16 protein-coding genes are annotated in these 14,524 nt (G+C 72.5%); 6 read left to right on the top strand and 10 right to left on the bottom strand.

Annotated elements, in window-relative coordinates:
* Positions 1 to 25 precede the first annotated feature (25 nt).
* The 3 genes from LX83_RS38450 to LX83_RS37915 form a co-directional block, all read right to left on the bottom strand.
* Positions 26 to 3,442, bottom strand: coding sequence for a DUF4132 domain-containing protein (locus LX83_RS38450; RefSeq protein ID WP_253773766.1), 3,417 nt, complete (start codon positions 3,440 to 3,442; stop codon positions 26 to 28).
* A 105-nt stretch (positions 3,443 to 3,547) separates the two neighbouring features.
* Positions 3,548 to 4,279 carry an alpha/beta hydrolase gene (locus LX83_RS20350; RefSeq protein ID WP_253773763.1) on the bottom strand — a complete coding sequence of 244 codons (732 nt, stop codon included), beginning with the start codon at positions 4,277 to 4,279 and terminating at the stop codon, positions 3,548 to 3,550.
* A gap of 142 nt (positions 4,280 to 4,421) precedes the next feature.
* A complete protein-coding gene (locus LX83_RS37915; protein ID WP_308204012.1) occupies positions 4,422 to 4,679 on the bottom strand; it encodes an SDR family oxidoreductase in 258 nt (85 codons plus the stop codon).
* Between the two features lie 132 nt (positions 4,680 to 4,811).
* Here LX83_RS37915 and LX83_RS20340 point away from each other — a divergent pair, with 132 nt between their 5' ends.
* The gene (locus LX83_RS20340; RefSeq protein WP_253773761.1) at positions 4,812 to 5,438 is read left to right on the top strand and encodes a ClpP family protease; all 627 of its coding nucleotides are present in this window, start codon (positions 4,812 to 4,814) and stop codon (positions 5,436 to 5,438) included.
* Positions 5,435 to 6,025, top strand: coding sequence for a ClpP family protease (locus LX83_RS20335; protein WP_253773759.1), 591 nt, complete (start codon positions 5,435 to 5,437; stop codon positions 6,023 to 6,025). Before LX83_RS20340 ends, LX83_RS20335 begins: the two co-directional genes overlap by 4 nt.
* 25 nt (positions 6,026 to 6,050) lie before the next feature.
* Here LX83_RS20335 and LX83_RS20330 read toward each other — a convergent pair whose 3' ends face one another.
* The 3 genes from LX83_RS20330 to LX83_RS20320 all read right to left on the bottom strand — a co-directional run bounded on the left by LX83_RS20330 (position 6,051) and on the right by LX83_RS20320 (position 7,900).
* On the bottom strand, positions 6,051 to 6,398 hold the full coding sequence (locus tag LX83_RS20330; protein ID WP_253773757.1) for a helix-turn-helix domain-containing protein: 348 nt from the start codon (positions 6,396 to 6,398) through the stop codon (positions 6,051 to 6,053).
* Between the two features lie 143 nt (positions 6,399 to 6,541).
* Entirely contained in the window at positions 6,542 to 7,330 is a 789-nt protein-coding gene (locus LX83_RS20325; RefSeq protein ID WP_253773755.1) for a DUF3592 domain-containing protein, read from the bottom strand.
* A 96-nt stretch (positions 7,331 to 7,426) separates the two neighbouring features.
* Positions 7,427 to 7,900, bottom strand: coding sequence for a MarR family winged helix-turn-helix transcriptional regulator (locus LX83_RS20320; protein WP_253773753.1), 474 nt, complete (start codon positions 7,898 to 7,900; stop codon positions 7,427 to 7,429).
* A gap of 106 nt (positions 7,901 to 8,006) precedes the next feature.
* Here LX83_RS20320 and LX83_RS20315 point away from each other — a divergent pair, with 106 nt between their 5' ends.
* Both LX83_RS20315 and LX83_RS20310 read left to right on the top strand, forming a co-directional pair.
* Entirely contained in the window at positions 8,007 to 8,735 is a 729-nt protein-coding gene (locus LX83_RS20315; RefSeq protein WP_253773751.1) for an SDR family oxidoreductase, read from the top strand.
* Between the two features lie 93 nt (positions 8,736 to 8,828).
* Positions 8,829 to 9,758, top strand: a complete 930-nt coding sequence (locus tag LX83_RS20310) for an LLM class F420-dependent oxidoreductase (protein ID WP_253773750.1) — start codon at positions 8,829 to 8,831, stop codon at positions 9,756 to 9,758.
* A gap of 181 nt (positions 9,759 to 9,939) precedes the next feature.
* Here the strand turns inward: LX83_RS20310 and LX83_RS20305 are convergent, their stop codons facing one another.
* The 4 genes from LX83_RS20305 to LX83_RS20290 all read right to left on the bottom strand — a co-directional run bounded on the left by LX83_RS20305 (position 9,940) and on the right by LX83_RS20290 (position 12,592).
* Positions 9,940 to 11,253 (bottom strand): serine hydrolase domain-containing protein, encoded by a 1,314-nt coding sequence (locus LX83_RS20305; RefSeq protein ID WP_253773747.1) that lies wholly within the window; start codon positions 11,251 to 11,253, stop codon positions 9,940 to 9,942.
* Between the two features lie 270 nt (positions 11,254 to 11,523).
* A complete protein-coding gene (locus tag LX83_RS20300; protein ID WP_253773745.1) occupies positions 11,524 to 11,946 on the bottom strand; it encodes an SHOCT-like domain-containing protein in 423 nt (140 codons plus the stop codon).
* 11 nt (positions 11,947 to 11,957) lie between these two features.
* Positions 11,958 to 12,215, bottom strand: a complete 258-nt coding sequence (locus tag LX83_RS20295; protein WP_253773743.1) for a hypothetical protein — start codon at positions 12,213 to 12,215, stop codon at positions 11,958 to 11,960.
* Positions 12,215 to 12,592 (bottom strand): DUF2089 domain-containing protein, encoded by a 378-nt coding sequence (locus LX83_RS20290; RefSeq protein ID WP_253773741.1) that lies wholly within the window; start codon positions 12,590 to 12,592, stop codon positions 12,215 to 12,217. The genes LX83_RS20295 and LX83_RS20290 overlap by 1 nt, the downstream gene beginning before the upstream one ends.
* 189 nt (positions 12,593 to 12,781) lie before the next feature.
* Between LX83_RS20290 and LX83_RS20285 the strand changes: the two genes are divergently transcribed.
* Positions 12,782 to 13,267 (top strand): MarR family winged helix-turn-helix transcriptional regulator, encoded by a 486-nt coding sequence (locus tag LX83_RS20285; RefSeq protein ID WP_253773738.1) that lies wholly within the window; start codon positions 12,782 to 12,784, stop codon positions 13,265 to 13,267.
* Positions 13,268 to 13,502: 235 nt separating this feature from the next.
* On the top strand, positions 13,503 to 14,483 hold the full coding sequence (locus tag LX83_RS20280; protein ID WP_253773736.1) for a zinc-binding dehydrogenase: 981 nt from the start codon (positions 13,503 to 13,505) through the stop codon (positions 14,481 to 14,483).
* Positions 14,484 to 14,524: the final 41 nt, after the last annotated feature.

The raw sequence follows: 14,524 nt of genomic DNA, 5'->3' as shown, positions 1-14,524 counted from the left end.
GGCGCGCCGTGGTCACCCCGCCGGCTCAGCTGGTCGGACTGGTCAGGCTGGCCAGCTCGGCCAGCACCTCCGACGCGGTGACCGGGTCCAGCTCGGCGAAGGTGCGGTTGCCCCGGCGCGGGTAGTGGCCGTACTCGTCCTCGCTCAGCCAGACCTCGCGGACCCGCTGCCACGAGTACTCGTGCACCATGCCCACGGCGATGCCCGGGTCCAGGTGCACCGCGACCGAGCCGCCGCCGGGCACGGGCCGGGTGATCCACGGCTCGAAGCCCGCGTCCATGGGCGCGCCGCGCCGCCACCCCCGCTTGGTCAGCCCCAGCAGCCGGTCGACGTCCACCGTGAGGTCGGCGAACCGGTCCAGCTGGTTGGCGGCCAGCTCGGCCGCGTCGAACCGGTGCACCTGGCGGTCCAGCTGCCGGAACGGCTGGAGGATCACGTAGTCGGCGAACAGCTCCGTCCACCCGGCCAGGTCCGCGCCCAGGTGCAGCGGGTGCGCCACGCCGACCAGCGCGTCCTCGGGCAGCGCGAACGCGTCGTCGCGCACGTCCGCCAGGGTGCCGTCCTCGGCCACCCGGAACGACCGCCCGTCCTCGGTCACCCACACCAGCCGCCGCACCAGGTGCCGCAGCAGCGGGTGTCCGGCGAGCAGGGTGTGGAACTCGGCCGCCGACCACCGGCGGCTCCGCACCATGGCCTGCTCCAGCCGGGCCACCTGGTCGGAGGCGATCCCCCGCACGTCCTTCTTCAGCTGGGTGAACCGCTTGTGCTCGGCGGGCGCCAGCTCCTGGTCGTCCTTGGCGCCCGGCTTGGGCAGGTCCTTGAGCCGCTTGCCGTCCTGGTCCAGCACGAACGGCTTGAGCTGCTCGTCGAAGCCCACGGTGAACCGGCGCGGTCCGTAGTCGATGGTCAGCGTGCCCGCCTCGGCCAGCCCGAAGTCCGGCACCAGCCGGTCGGCCAACTGCTCGGCGGTCAACCCCCGGTCGGCCGCGATGGCGCTGATCTTCTCCTGCGCGCGCTGCTGGAGCGCCTTGAACTTCACCCGCTGCGCGATGCGGTTCAGCGCCACCAGCGCCGCGTCGGTGCCGATCGCGGTCAGCACGTCGAGCCCGGCCACCGCCCGCTTGTGCTGGCCCTCGCCCGGCCACTGCCGGATCAGCGGGGCCAGCTCGCGCACCACGTCGTCGTCGCCGAGCAGCCCGAGCGCCGTCAGCACCCAGCCGTCCTTGGCCGGCATCCCGTTCTGCTGCCACAGCTGGAACAGCTCCCACGCGAACCGCGCCAGCGAGGCCGGGTCGCACGCCGCGCGCACCACGTCCACCCCGGGGTAGCGGCTCTCCGGGGTGCACATCGCCAGCATGGTGAGCAGGTGGCCGACGGCCGGCGCGGGCAGCGCCAGCCTGGTGCCGCGCAGCAGCACCCGGGGCAGCACGCCCACCTCGACCCAGTCACCGGGCACCGGGATCCTGCTGGGCAGCACCGTCAGCGGGTCCACCGAGAGCAGCTGGTCGATCGCCTGCTCCGCCTCGGGGCCGTACTCGCGCGCCGCGTCCCGCACCTGCTGCTCGGGGACCAGCCGCAGCACGGCCTCGGCCGCCCTGCGCCGCGCACCCGCCGGGCCCACCGCGTCCGGCACCAGCAACCGGGCGGCGTGCCCGGGGTGGCGCCGCAGCCACTCCCGGCAGACCTCGCGGGTCGCCTTCACCTTCACCGTCGCCAGCCGCTCGGCGACCACCCGCGCCACGTCCACCGACACCAGGGGCAGGATCAGCTCGTCGCGTTCCTCCCTGGGCTTCTCGTTGAGGTGCAGGGCGTGCGGGAGCGCGGCCACGCCGTACCGCCCCAGCAGCGCCTTGCCCAGCAGGCCGCTGTACCACGACTGGGTGGGCCGCCACCGGGACAGCAGCGGGCGGAGTTCGTCCACCGGGCCGGCCGTGAACAGCGCCTCCTGGTCGGTCGGCGAGAGCTTGCCGGCCTGGAACGCCTCGATCGCCGCGCCGAAGACGGTGATCCTGCTGAACGCGGGGAACGTCTTGGCCGCCCACTCGGCCTGCTCGCCCGGCTCCCACTCCACGGCCTGGTAGTCCGGCGGCGTGAGTCCCTTGACCACCAACGGTTTGCTGGTCTTCCGCTTGTCCGTCCACGGTGGACTGACCAGGACCGCCGGCAGCGCGTCGGCCGGCGCTTCCACGACGCTCGCGCGCTCCGCGCGCCACTGCTCGACGAACGCGCGCGCCTCGGCCGGCAGGTCGACCTGGTCGGCCAACTCGGGGTGGCGCTTCAGGTGGCCGGTCAGCAGGGCCCCGGCGCCGTCGCGCGCGGCGAACCGCCGCATCGCGAGCAGCGGGTACCGGCGGGCCATGTCGAGCAGGGCGGGCCGCACGCCCTTCCCGTCCACCCGGGACAGCAACTGGTCGACCGCCTCGGCGGTCGGGAACTCGACCAGCGTGCCCAGCACCAGCGCGCGTTCGTCGCCGTCCAGGTACGGCCGGTCGAGCAGGGACGCGAGGTAGGGGGCCAGGTCAGCACCGATCCCGTCGGCCAGGGTGTGGACGTACTCCCGCTCGGACAGGTGCAGCTGTCGGCCGAGGCCGCGTATCCAGGTGCTCATCCGCTCCAACTGCGCTGCCGAACCGAACGAGTGCGTCACCAGCCAGTCCGTGGGCTGGATGCCGGTCTGCTCGCACTCGTCGCACACCTGGTCGACCCAGTCCTGCCGGGTCGGCACCAGGTACACCGCGGCGAGCCGGGAACGCGGGTCGTCGCGCTGGGCTTCGACGGCGGCCACCGCCGCCGCGTAGTCGGCGTCCGACGCCGCCGCCAGCAGGGACCGCACCCGGCGCATGACCGGCTTGCCGGGCCAGCCGTGCCTGGTCTGCGGCACGTAGCGCAGCGCGTACGGCGGCTTCTGGTGGATCACGCGGTGCACGTCGACGCGGTAGGCCTCGACGGCCGCCCGCGCGGCGAACACCAGTCCGTGTTCCACCACCCACGCGTCAGCGACCCTCGGGAGCACGGCGGCCAGCTGGACGCGCGCCGGGTGCACGCTGTGCTCCGCCTTCCAGTCGTCCGGGCTGATCAGGCCGTAGGGTTCCGCTGTCTCGCACTCCAGCAGCGCGGCCAGCACCGCGGCGCCGGTCGGTGTCACCGCACCGGCGAGGTGCGCGCGGGCCGCGGCGACCAGCGTCGCGTCGCTGTCCGGGTGGGCGAGGATGGCCTCCAGCTTCGGCATCCAGGTGGCCAGCTCGGCCCGCACCGCCGCCACCGCGTCGGGCTCGGCCACCGCGGCGGACCGCACCCGCCCGCCGCGCCGCTCGTGCACGTGCGGCCGCCACCGGTCCGGCACGGTGAACACCGGCTCCGCCACCTCCGGTGCCCGCCCGTCCGTCACCGGCGGCTGCTCGGCACCGGCCACACCGTCACCGGCGAGTTCCCTCGTGCGCACGCCCCACTCCTCGTCCTGGCTCTGCTGACCTGACGGGGCGGACCGTACTGCCAGCGACCGACATCCCCGGCACCGAGCCGGTGCGCCCCGGACGGGCACCGACGGCTACAGGTCGGCCAGCACGCCACGCACGGTGGGCCACGCCGTGCTGAGCGGGTCGATCAACGCGAAGTGGCCCGCTCCCGGTACGGACACCAGCCGGGTCGCGGGGTGGGCCGCCGCGTAGGAGTGGGCGAGTTCGATCGGCACGATCGCGTCCTCGGTCCCGTGCACCAGCACGACGGGACGAGACGGCGTCGGCAGCCGGACCGGGTCGAGATCACCGTGTGGTTCGGGGGCCCCGCCGAGGAACGCCGCCACCGCGTCGACGTCCAGGGCCAGCCGGTGCGCGGCGACGAGGTCGGCGACGGGGGCGAGGGCCACGGTCGCGACCAGGCCAGGCGCTGGCGCGACGGCGGCCGCGTGCAGGGCGAGGTGACCGCCCGCCGAGTGCCCGACGACCACCACCCGCCCGCTGCCGGGCACCAGCTCGGGTACGGCGTGCAGGGCCAGGCGCACATCCGCGACGGTGGCCTGGGGCTGTCCCGGCGTTCGCCGGTACTCCACCGACGCCACGGTCCAGCCCTGCCGGCGAATGGCGTCGGCCAACGGCCAGGTGCCGCGGCGATCGTATTCCGGCCGCCAGAAACCACCGTGGACCACGACGGCCAGCGCGGGGTTGGGCACAGCGGGATCGGCGAACCACACGTCCGCCACGTGCGGCTCGTGGGTGCCGTACCGCAGGCACACGTCCGGAGCCGTGGCCGGGCGGGTCAACACGGAACGATCCTCGGTCATCCGTCCTCCACAGTGCACCGCCTGCGCGGCCCACCCAACGCGGGTTCGCGAAGTATATGAGGGAGCGTCTTTCCGCACGACGTTCGACGCCTCGCCGGCTGTCGCGCAGGCGGCGGGGAATCAGCTCACCGCGTGCTCCGCCTCAGACCGTCCTGATGATGCCGCCGTCGATGACGTAGTCGGCACCCGTGACGTTGGCCGCCCTGTCGGAGGCGAGGAACAGGGCCAGCGCGGCCACCTCGTCAGCCTCGCCGAACCGGCCGGACAGCGCGCCCATGTTCTGCGGCACGATCTCCGCCACCACCTTCTCCGGGGTGGTACCCGCGCCGCCGGCGATGATGTGGGCGAAGCCGCCGGGTCGGTCCAGAACGGGGTGCGCGACGGCGGGGTCGGGCAGCACGATCTCGATGGCCAGTTCGATGCACGCCTCGGCCAGCTCATCGGGAGTGTCCGGTGCCCGGCCTGCTGAGGGCTGATCCGCTCACAGCGGAGAAACCGCCGAACGGCACCGGGATGGCGGCATGGTCGGGGCATGACGAACAACGACAAGCCGCCGCTGTTCGACCACCGGCTCCGGGAACGGTTCTTCAGCCAGCGGGTCCTGGTCCTCGACGGCGTGCTCGACGACGACAACGGCACGGTGCTCGCCACCCAGCTGCTGTCCCTCGCCAGCGAGGACCCCAGGAAGGACGTCGCGCTGTGGATCCACTCGCCGGGTGGCTCGGTCCCGGCGATGCTGGCCATCCGCGACGTGATGCGGCTCGTGCCGTGTGACGTGGCCACGCTCGCGCTGGGGCTGGCGTGCAGCGCGGGCCAGTTCCTGCTGTCCGCGGGCACACCGGGCAAGCGCTTCGCCCTGCCGCACGCCCGCGTCCTGATGCACCAGGGTTCGGCGGGGATCAGCGGATCGGCGGTGGAGGTGGAGGTGCAGGCGGACGACCTGCGGCACACCCGGGACACCGTGCTCGGGATCATCGCGGCGGACACCGGTCAGCCGGTCGAGCGGATCTTCACCGACTCGCTGCACGACCGCTGGTTCACCGCCGAGCAGGCACGCGAGTACGGCTTCATCGACCACATCGTCACCGATCTCGCCCAGGTCGTGCCCGTGCGCACGCACGAGGTGGGGCTGCGCCCGACAGCGGGGAGCCACGCGTGAGCACCTACACCATCCCCAACGTCATCACGCGGTCTCCGGCCGGCGAGCGGATCATGGACGTCTACTCGCACCTGCTGTCGGCCCGGATCGTCTACCTCGGCACCCCGATCGACACCGGCGTGGCGAACGCGTTGATCGCCCAGCTGCTGCACCTGGAGGCGGACAACCCGGAGCTGGAGATCAACCTGTACATCAACTGCGAGGGCGGTGACCCGTCCGCGATGCTCGCGGTGTACGACACCATGCGCTACATCAAGGCGCCGGTGGCGACGACGTGCGTCGGCCAGGCGGTCGCGGCCGGCGCGGTGCTGCTGGCCGCGGGCGAGGCCGGGCAGCGCGCCGTGCTGCCGCACGCCCGGGTGGTGCTGCACCAGCCGGCGGCGCACGGCCGCGGCGCCATCCCGGACCTCATCCTCCAGGCCGACGAGGTGGTGCGGGTGCGCACCCAGCTGGAGGAGGTCCTCTCGGCGCACACCGGCCGTTCCGTCGCGGACCTGCGGCACGACACCGACCGGGACCGCGTGTTCGACGCGGTGGGCGCGGTCGGCTACGGCCTCGCGGACCACGTCCTCGACCGCCGCGCCTGAGACCGAGGGCTCAGGGACCGAGCGCTCAGGCGGCCATCAGCACGGGTCCCGCGGGCCGACGCCCGGGCGCGGGGCTCGCGCCTCGGCGCTGCCGGACCTCGCCCGCGATGCCGACCAGCAGGTCGGCCAGGCTGACGCCGAGCGCGCCGGTGACCGCGGCGATCATCTCGCTCGACGGCTCCTTGCGACCGCGTTCCATCTCGGACAGGTACTGCGGCGAGATGCCGGCCCGCCGCGCCACGTCGACGAGGCGGCCACCCTGCTGCTCCCTGGTCGCGCGCAGGCTCCGGCCGAGCAGCTCACGCCACAGCGGCTCCGGCTCGCGCTCCGGCGCGGGGGTGCGGTTCTGGTGGAAGTGAAGGATGTCCGCCATGACCGTCATCCTCGCACCCGTCCTGCCCCTGGACGCCGCGGTTCCGCTCCCGGCGGAACACACCCGCGGCCCGGCGCGGGGGCGCCCGGGTGCGGCCGGGGCACCACGCTGTCCCGCGGGTGAGTTCGGTGCGCGGGTCGCGGCTAGGCGTTGGCCGGCAGCGCCAGCACCACCTCGCGCTCGTTCTCGGGCAGGTAGTGGGCGGTGACCACGCGACCAACCTGAACGTGCTCGACGGCCCTGGGCGGCAGGAACCGGTCCACCTCGGCGGTGAAGCTCGACCCGTCCGGGCGGGTCACCACCAGGCCGACGCACACCCTGGCGTTGCCGTTCCGGATCTGCCCGGGAACGCTCAGCGAGGTCACCACCGCCTGCGCGGCCACCCCGCGCCGCGCGATCTCCAGCCGCTCCGGCGTGGTCAGCCCGTCGCGGACGGCCTGCTGGTTCAACGCCTCCTGGGCGGCCGAGGTGTCGCCGGAGCGGTCGACCGCCACCCGGTCGGTGCGCCCCGGCAGGTAGCGCACGGGCAGCAGCGCGCCCGGCCGCAGCAGCGCCACCTCGGTCAGCGGCACGACCAGCCTGGCCTGGGAGTCGAACACCTGCCCGTCGGCGGTGCGCACGGTGAGGTCGACGCGCACCTCGGGCTGGTCGTTGACGCTCACCCCGGTCGGCGCGGCCGCGACCACCGTGCCGACGCCCACCAGGCCGTCGCGGAACTCGGCGCCGTCGCGGTCGGCGATGGCGGCGAACACCCTGGTGAGGGTGAACGCCGTGGGCAGCAGGCTGATCGCGCCGATCGGGGCGATCAGCTGCGGTCCCACCCACGCGGCCAGGCCGGGCTCGCCGCTCTGGTTGGTGATCCCGTACCAGAGGTAGAAGCCGAACGCGGCGAGCAACACCAGCAGGACGGACGAGCGCACGAGGTTTCGCACGGAACTGCCTCCAACGTCAGGGAGCCGACGCCGGTGACGCTAGGCGGTCGCGCCGCCCTACCAATCCCAGGTTCGCGCCGAGCAGCCCGGGGGCGCTCAACCGGTTGACCGACCGACGCGGGATCGCAGCCGGTGGAAGATCTCGCCGAGCTGGGCCACCTCGTCCGCGCTGAGCGCGTCGAAGACCAGGCGCCGCACGGTCCGCACGTGGCCGGGCGCGGCACGCTCGATGGCCGCCCGCCCCGTCTCGGTGATGCGCACGAAGGCACCCCGGCCGTCGTCCGGGCACCCACGCCGACTCACCAGGTCCCGCTTCTCCATCCGCGCGACGTGGTGCGACACCCGGCTGCGCTCCCACTGCAACGCCGCGGCCAGCTCGGACACCCGAATGCGTCCTTCGGCGGAGTCGGTCAGCACGACGAGCACCTGGTAGTCCGCATTGGACAGTCCGGCGTCGGCCTGTGTCTCGCGGTTGAGCGTTGCCAGCAGCTCCGCGTTGAGCCCCATCCACTGCCGCCACATGCGCTGCTCGTCATCACTGAGCCACGGGACGTCGTTCACTCCAGCCACCCGAGCAGTCTAGCAAAGTAGGTGACATGTCATGTATGGTCCATGTCATATAGGTGACACGTCACCTACATGAGCGGCGCTCACACCGACAAGGGGTTTGACCGTCATGACCGACTCGAAAGTCGTGCTCATCACCGGAGCGAGCAGCGGCATCGGCCAGGCCACCGCGCTGCGGCTCGCCAGCCAGGGCCACCACGTCGTCCTCGGCGCCCGCCGCACCGACCGCCTCGCCGCGCTGGCCGAGCGGATCCGGGACGCGGGCGGCAGCGCCGACCCACACCACCTCGACGTCACCGACCAGCAGAGCGTCACCACCTTCGTGGACACCGCCGTGGCCCGGCACGGCCGGATCGACGTGCTCGTCAACAACGCCGGGGTCGGCCCGCTGTCGCGGCTGGACGCGTTGTTGACCGACGAGTGGAACCACACGATCGACGTCAACATCCGCGGCCTGCTGCACGGCATCGCCGCGGCGTTGCCCCACTTCCAGCGGCGCGGCGCCGGCCACTTCGTCACCATCGCCTCGGTGGGAGCCCACGAGGTGATGCCCACCGGCGCGGTCTACTGCGCCACCAAGTACGCCGCCTGGGCCATCACCGAGGGCCTGCGCCTGGAAGTCAACCCGAGCATCCGCGTCACCACGATCTCCCCCGGGATCGTCGAGTCCGAGATCGCCGACGCGACCACCGATCCGGCCACCCGGGAGGCCATCCGCGCCTTCCGGAAAACGCCCATCTCCGCCGACGCGATCGCGGCCGCCATCTCCTACGCCATCAGCCAACCGTCCGACGTCGACGTCAACGAGATCGTCATCCGCCCGACCACGCAGCGCTAGCGCCCAGGCCCGCCAGGCCGGGCCCGACACCGGAACGACTGTCCACTTGAGACAACGCCCGCCACGTTCCCACCAACCGAGGAGTTCACGAACGTGACCACCCCACTCGGAATCGGCCTCCCGCAGAACCACCACTACAACGTCGGCAGGGACGTGCCCGACGTGGCACGCGCCGTCGAGCAGATCGGCTACGAGAGCGTGTGGGCCTACGAACGGGCCCTCTTCCCCGAGCCCGCGACCCAGGGCCTGTTCGGCATGCCCGGGGTGGACTGGCCCGACAGCTACCGTTCCGTGGCCGAACCGCTGATCACGCTGGCCCTGGCCGCCTCGGCCACCGAACGGGTCCGGCTGGGCACGTCGGTGCTGGTGGCGCCGCTGCACCAGCCGTTCCAGCTGGCCAGGACCCTCGCCACGCTGGACGCGGCGAGCGGCGGCCGGGTGGTCGCGGGCTTCGGCACGGGGTGGTCCCTCGACGAGTACGCGGCGGCCGGCATCCGGCCCTTCGAGGCGCGCGGCACGGTGCTGGACGAGGTGATCGGGGTCTGCCGGGCGGTGTGGGGGCCGGACCCGGTGAGCTACGACGGTGAGATCACCCGGATCTCCTCGGCCGTGGTCGGCCCCAAGCCCGCCCGGCCGATCCCGATCCTGTTGGCCGCCAGCAACAAAGCCGCCCAGCGCAGGGTCATCGACCACGCCGACGGCTGGCTGCCACTGGCCCTGGGCGCCGAGCGGACCGCCGCCCAGTGGCGCGCGCTGCGGGAACTGGCGGCCGAACGCGGACGCACCAGGCCGATCCAGACGGTGCTGCGGGCCAACGCCGAGTACACCCCCGAGCCGTACCGGGGCTCCGACCGCGCCCTCTTCCAGGGCAACGCCGAGCAGATCGTCGAGGACCTGGTCCCGCACGCCGCGATCGGCTTCGACGAGATCCTCATCGACCTGCAGCGGGGCCCGCGCGACGCCCAGGAGTTGGTCGACGTCGCCGCCGAGGTGTACGAGAAGGCGCGCGCGGCCGGGGTCTGAACACCGCGCGGCCCGCCCAGCGATGACCCGGGGACGCGGCCCCTGTTGTTGGTCGAGCGCGCGGAGGCCGCGGTCCCGGTCGCGGCGACCCTCACCACGGTGCCCCGGACACCGTGGTGAGCGGCCAGCGCCCGGATGTCTCCAGGAGTTCCCGCGGGGTGGGGCTCCCGTCAGCCGAGCCTCATCCGAGGCAGGACCGGACGGCTTCGGCCAGGTTCATCGCCCGCGGGTCGTCCGGCCGGAAGGACCAGTGGTTCGTGACGTAGGCGAAACCGACAGCGGCATCGGGGTCCGCGAAGGCGACCGATCCGCCGGAGCCCGGGTGGCCGAACGACCCCGGCCCGACCATCGGGTACGGCGGGCAGGCCCGCCAGAACCCGAGTGACATGTAGAAGGAGCGGTCAGCCGGGATGTTCAACCCCGGTGGCAGCCCGTACATCGGCGTCGTGTCGGTCTGGACGGCCGTCGCCCTCTCGACCGTCGCCGGATCCAGCAGCCGCCCCCCGTCGACGTCGCTCACCGTGGCGGCGTACATCCGGGCCAGCGATCGCGCGTCCGCGACCATGTTCGCGGCCGGGAACTCCGCCGCCCGCCAGGCACGCGTGGTGAAGTACCCGGTCGCGTTGTCCAGTGCGCCGCCCAGCTCGCCGGCGCGGGCCTGCACCGAGTCCGGACCCCACACAGCGTTGACCCACGCGGTGACCGTGTCCTCGTCGAGCCCGGTCACCTTGATCATCCCCGCGAGCAACTCCGCCACGCTGAACGGAGCGGCGTAGTGGAGCGCGGCCACCCGGTGCTCGTGTTCCTCAGGCAGTCCGATCCAGGCGCTCAGTCCGAGCGGGGCGGCGACCTCGTCGGCGAAGAACGTGCCGAGTGACTTGCCGGAGATCCGCCGCACGACTTCCCCGACCAGGAAGCCGAACGTCATGCTGTGGTAGACGTGCGCCGTGCCCGGCTGCCACAACGGCGGCTGTGCCTCGACCGCACGGATGACCGGGTCCCAGGCGCAGGCCTGCTCGAACGTCAACGGCCCGTCGACGACCGGCAGACCGACCTGGTGTGACAGCAGCCAGCGCACCGGAATCCGGTCCTTGCCGTTGGCGCCGAACTCCGGCCAGTACTCGACCACCGGCGCGTCCAGATCCAGTTCGCCGCGCTGTGCGAGCAGGTGGGCGCAGATCGCGGTAGCGCCCTTCGTCGTGGACGCGACCTGGACGATGGTGTTCTTGCCCCACGGTCGGTTCGCCTCGCGATCGGCGAGACCGTCCCACAGGTTGACGACGGGACGGCCGCCCACGTAGACGCTGCACGCCGCGCCGACCTCGCCGGGATTTCCCTCGAAGTTCGCGCGGAACGCGTCGGCGACCTTGCCCCAGCCTTCCTCGACACCGTTGTCGGCACCGCTCGCGGAGCCCGCACCCGGCCCGCCCGTTGACCCGGTCGGACGCCCACCGCGTTCCTGTTCGTCGGCGGTCCCGCCTGTCGTGCCTGCCATGCCACAATCCTTTCTGGATGATCGGAAACTGAGGGGATCTGGGATTTCCGGAGCGGACCTGCGCTCGAACAGACTGGAACGCGCGTGTTGCTGGACCGGTGCGGCCGGGGGTGGTGTTCGGCCGCAGAGCCACCTGTCCGAGTGGCCCCGGCTGCGCGTGCTGAGCGGTTAGACTTTGGTCGGCAGTTCTACCGTGCTCTGCTGTAGCGGGCGCGGCCTCGGGAGGGTGTTCCCGCACCCTCCCGGGGGTCCGTCCACTATGGACGGCTCCTACTCGCAGAAGACACGCACTTTGGCGTCGGGCTGGTCGACGTCCACGACCAGCTCGTCGAGGTGCTCCACGAGCGCCTCAAGCTCGTCGGGCTTGAGCTGGGTCAGGTCGATCGGCAGGCCCGACTTGCTCAGTCCGGCGTTGGCCCGTTCCAGCACCTGCGGTGGGAGCACAGCCGCCAGCCGCACGCCGGCCCGCAGCAGCTGCAGCGGCACCCGCACGTTGATCTGCCCCGACTCGCCGTCATCGAGGGTGTCCACCATCACCCGCAGGTACTTCGCTCTGCCCCTGGGCCGGGTGTCGGAACTCGACGCCACCGGCGGCTGGTCCCGTTCGAGCGCGGTGATGAGCTGATCCGCCTCCGTCGCGGTGATCTTGCCCTCGGCCAGCAGGTCGAGAACGTCCCTGCGCTGTTCGTTCACGGAAATTTCTCCTATCGGATGGTGACGAGCACGGCCGAGCGGCCCAGCCCGATGTCGAGCTGGGTGCCGGGCAACGCGGAGATCACGCGCCAACCGCTGCCCAGCGCCCGCGCCACGCTGATCCGGTACACGCGGCAGGCCGCGGCCGCCGCCAGCACGGCCAGGACCAGGACCGGTGCGAGCACGAGCACCACGGGCAGCACCGGTACCCAGATCCGGACGGGGCGACGGTTCACCCGGGTGACCCGCACGGTCACCAACTGCGGCATCACCCGCGTCCCTCCAGTTCGGACAATGCCTGCTGGGTGGTGATCTCGCCACGGCGCAACCGGTTGATGACCTCCGCCGGCGGCGGCGCCGGATCGGTCTCGACGAAGTCGAGCAGCCGGGTGATCCGGTTCAGCCGGGATTTGACCGTGGGGTAGCTCACCCCGAAGATCCGCTCCATCTCCTTGATGGAACCGTGGCACCGCACGAACGCCGTGACGAAGACCTGGTCCTCGACGGTGAGCTGAGCCAGTTGCGGCAGCTCGAACTCGCCCTCGATCGCGATGCCGCTACCGGCCAGGCGCACTCGCTCGACAACGAACGGCTGGCCCTGGGTCAGGTTCGTGAGTTCCTGCCAGTCCCTGGCCCGCTCTGTCATATCTCAAGTTTTACGCCCCAGGACTTCAACTTTCAAGAGTTCCACCTTAATTTTCTTAAACCCTCGGCGCTTCCGGAGCCCCTGCCGGTCCACTGCCAGGGCAAGGTCGACGGTGACGCACTTGCATCCGGTCGCCGCTTGGTACATAGTTGGTTTGAACCAACCAACCGTTTCGGGGATGGGGTGCGGATGGAACAGGCGTCAGGCGGCGAGGACAGCCCACCCCGCCCGCAGCGCGCGGCCGTCGACGGAGTGGCGGCGGCGCTGGCCACGGTGGGCAACTGGATGTTCTCCCCGGCCACGCGGCGCAGGATCATGGCCTCTTCCGGGCTGGAGCTGTCCTTGGGGGACTACACCCTGCTGGCCCAGGTGTCGCTGCACGCGCCGGTGCGGCTGTCGGTCCTGGCGGAACTGATGGAGGTGGACAAGTCCACCCTGTCGCCGCCGGCCAAGCGCCTGGAGTCACGCGGGTTCATCGAACGTCAGCCCGATCCGACCGACGCCCGGGCCCAACTGGTCAGCGTCACCCGGGCCGGCAAGCTCGCCATCAGCAAGCTCTGGAAGGCGCGCACGTCCGCCATCGCCGCCCTGTTGGCCGACTGGGAGGAGGCTGACATCGAGCAACTGGCCGCGAGCCTCAGCGCGCTCAGCCAAGCGATCAAGAAGGGGCAGTGAGCCCGGAACGGTCCTGTCGCTGACCGTCTCGACACCCGCGACCGCGGCCACGGAGAAGTCCGGTGCCGCCGCTGCCGCACGCCGCTCGGCGGGCGCCGTCTTCCCTCGGCCCGGACCAGGGCTGCCGTAGTCCCCGCTGGTCCCGGTTCTCGCGCCGCGAACACGGCGCGGCCGACCGCGCGTCCCCGTCGTCGCGCACACCCAACACCGCGTTCCCACCAAGGAAGTGATGTACATGCGTGCCGTTGTGCTGCACGAGTTCGGGCCTCCGGCCCACCTGCGCGTCGCGGACGTGCCCACACCGGTACCGGCGGCGGGCGAGGTCGCCGTGCAGGTGGCCGCGGTCGGCGTCCAGTTCCTGGAGACACAGGTCCGCGCGGGGACGATGCGCGGCGCGCTCGGCGGCGCGCCCCTGCCGGTGATCCTCGGCAAGGAGATCGCCGGGCAGGTCACCGAAGTCGGTCCCGGCGGCGACATCTCCCTGATCGGCGCCCGGGTCCTGGCCAGCACCACGGGCTTGGGCGGGTACGCCGAGACCGCCGTCGTCCCCGCCGGCTCCCTCGTCCCGGTCGTCGACAACGTCGGTCTGCCCGAGGCCGTCGCCCTCTACCGGTACGGCGTCACGGCCCAGGGCCTGGTCGGGGCGGCCCGGGTGAGCGCGGGTGACCGGGTCCTGGTGCTGGCGGCCGCGGGTGCCGTCGGCACGATCCTGGTGCAGCTGCTCAAGCGGGCCGGGGCAACGGTCGTCGCGGCGGCCCGAGGCGAGCGCAAGCTCGCCCTGCTCCGCGAGCTGGGCGCCGACCACGTGGTGGACTACACCCTCACCAACTGGGCGGGCCAGGCTCGCGACGCCGTGGGCGGCTCGCTGGACGTGGTCTTCGACCACGTCGGCGGACCGCTCGGCCGCGAATCGTTCGAGCTGCTCACCCCGGCTTCCGGGCGCCAGATCGCGTTCGGCTTCTCCAGCGGCACACCGCTGGATGTGCGACCCATGGAACTGGTCGGCCGGGGCCTGACCCTGACCGGGTTCAGCGCGGGCCACCTCTGGAGCAGGCCCGCCCTCGCCCGCGACCTGGCGACCGAGGTCCTGCAGCTGGCCGCGGCCGGACAGCTCACCCCGGTGATCGGCCAACGCTTCCCGCTGGAGCGGGCGGCCGACGCGCATGCCGCCATCGAGGCGCGCGAGACCGTCGGCAAGACCCTGCTCATCCCCTGACCACATCCCGAAACGCCCCGCCGGTCCCGGCACGGAACCCG

This window comes from Goodfellowiella coeruleoviolacea, assembly GCF_024171785.1.
Classification (GTDB): Bacteria; Actinomycetota; Actinomycetes; order Mycobacteriales; family Pseudonocardiaceae; genus Goodfellowiella; species Goodfellowiella coeruleoviolacea.
This window is presented reverse-complemented; position numbering and strand designations above follow the sequence as displayed.